Origin of the sequence: Stutzerimonas marianensis, assembly GCF_022810315.1 — a bacterium.
Lineage (GTDB): Bacteria > Pseudomonadota > Gammaproteobacteria > Pseudomonadales > Pseudomonadaceae > Stutzerimonas > Stutzerimonas marianensis.
The window spans coordinates 1-309 of record NZ_JALGRD010000092.1 but is presented as its reverse complement, the minus strand read 5'-3'; the positions used below and the strand labels follow the sequence as shown (position 1 = coordinate 309).

Sequence of the window (309 nt, the reverse complement as noted above, 5' to 3'; positions counted from 1 at the left end):
GCCAAAGCACAAAGCAAAAAGAGATGCATGGATAAAGAAATGCCAGGATTGCCATTCTCCAAGGTTTGCTGCTGACAAGCTGAAAGAAATGGATGCAGGTGTGAATTTGAGCTTCACAAAATGGAGGGAAGCGGCAGCCGTCATCGTTGGTTGCTTCCTGGACGGTGTTGTCGACCCGATGCCGGAAGGTTCACCTCCAGACTGGTATGGTCACTATACCTTCAGCCTGCTGCCAGGCGGAGATCCGAGATTTTATGCGACTTCGAATTTGGAACGTTTAGGTTTGGAAATGATTTGTTATCTGACCGG

Annotated in this window: 1 protein-coding gene; it reads left to right on the top strand. The window is 48.5% G+C overall.

The features are described 5' to 3' along the window. Positions 1 to 309 (top strand): multiheme c-type cytochrome (locus tag MST27_RS22360; RefSeq protein WP_275973363.1); only part of this gene is annotated, 309 nt, incomplete at both ends.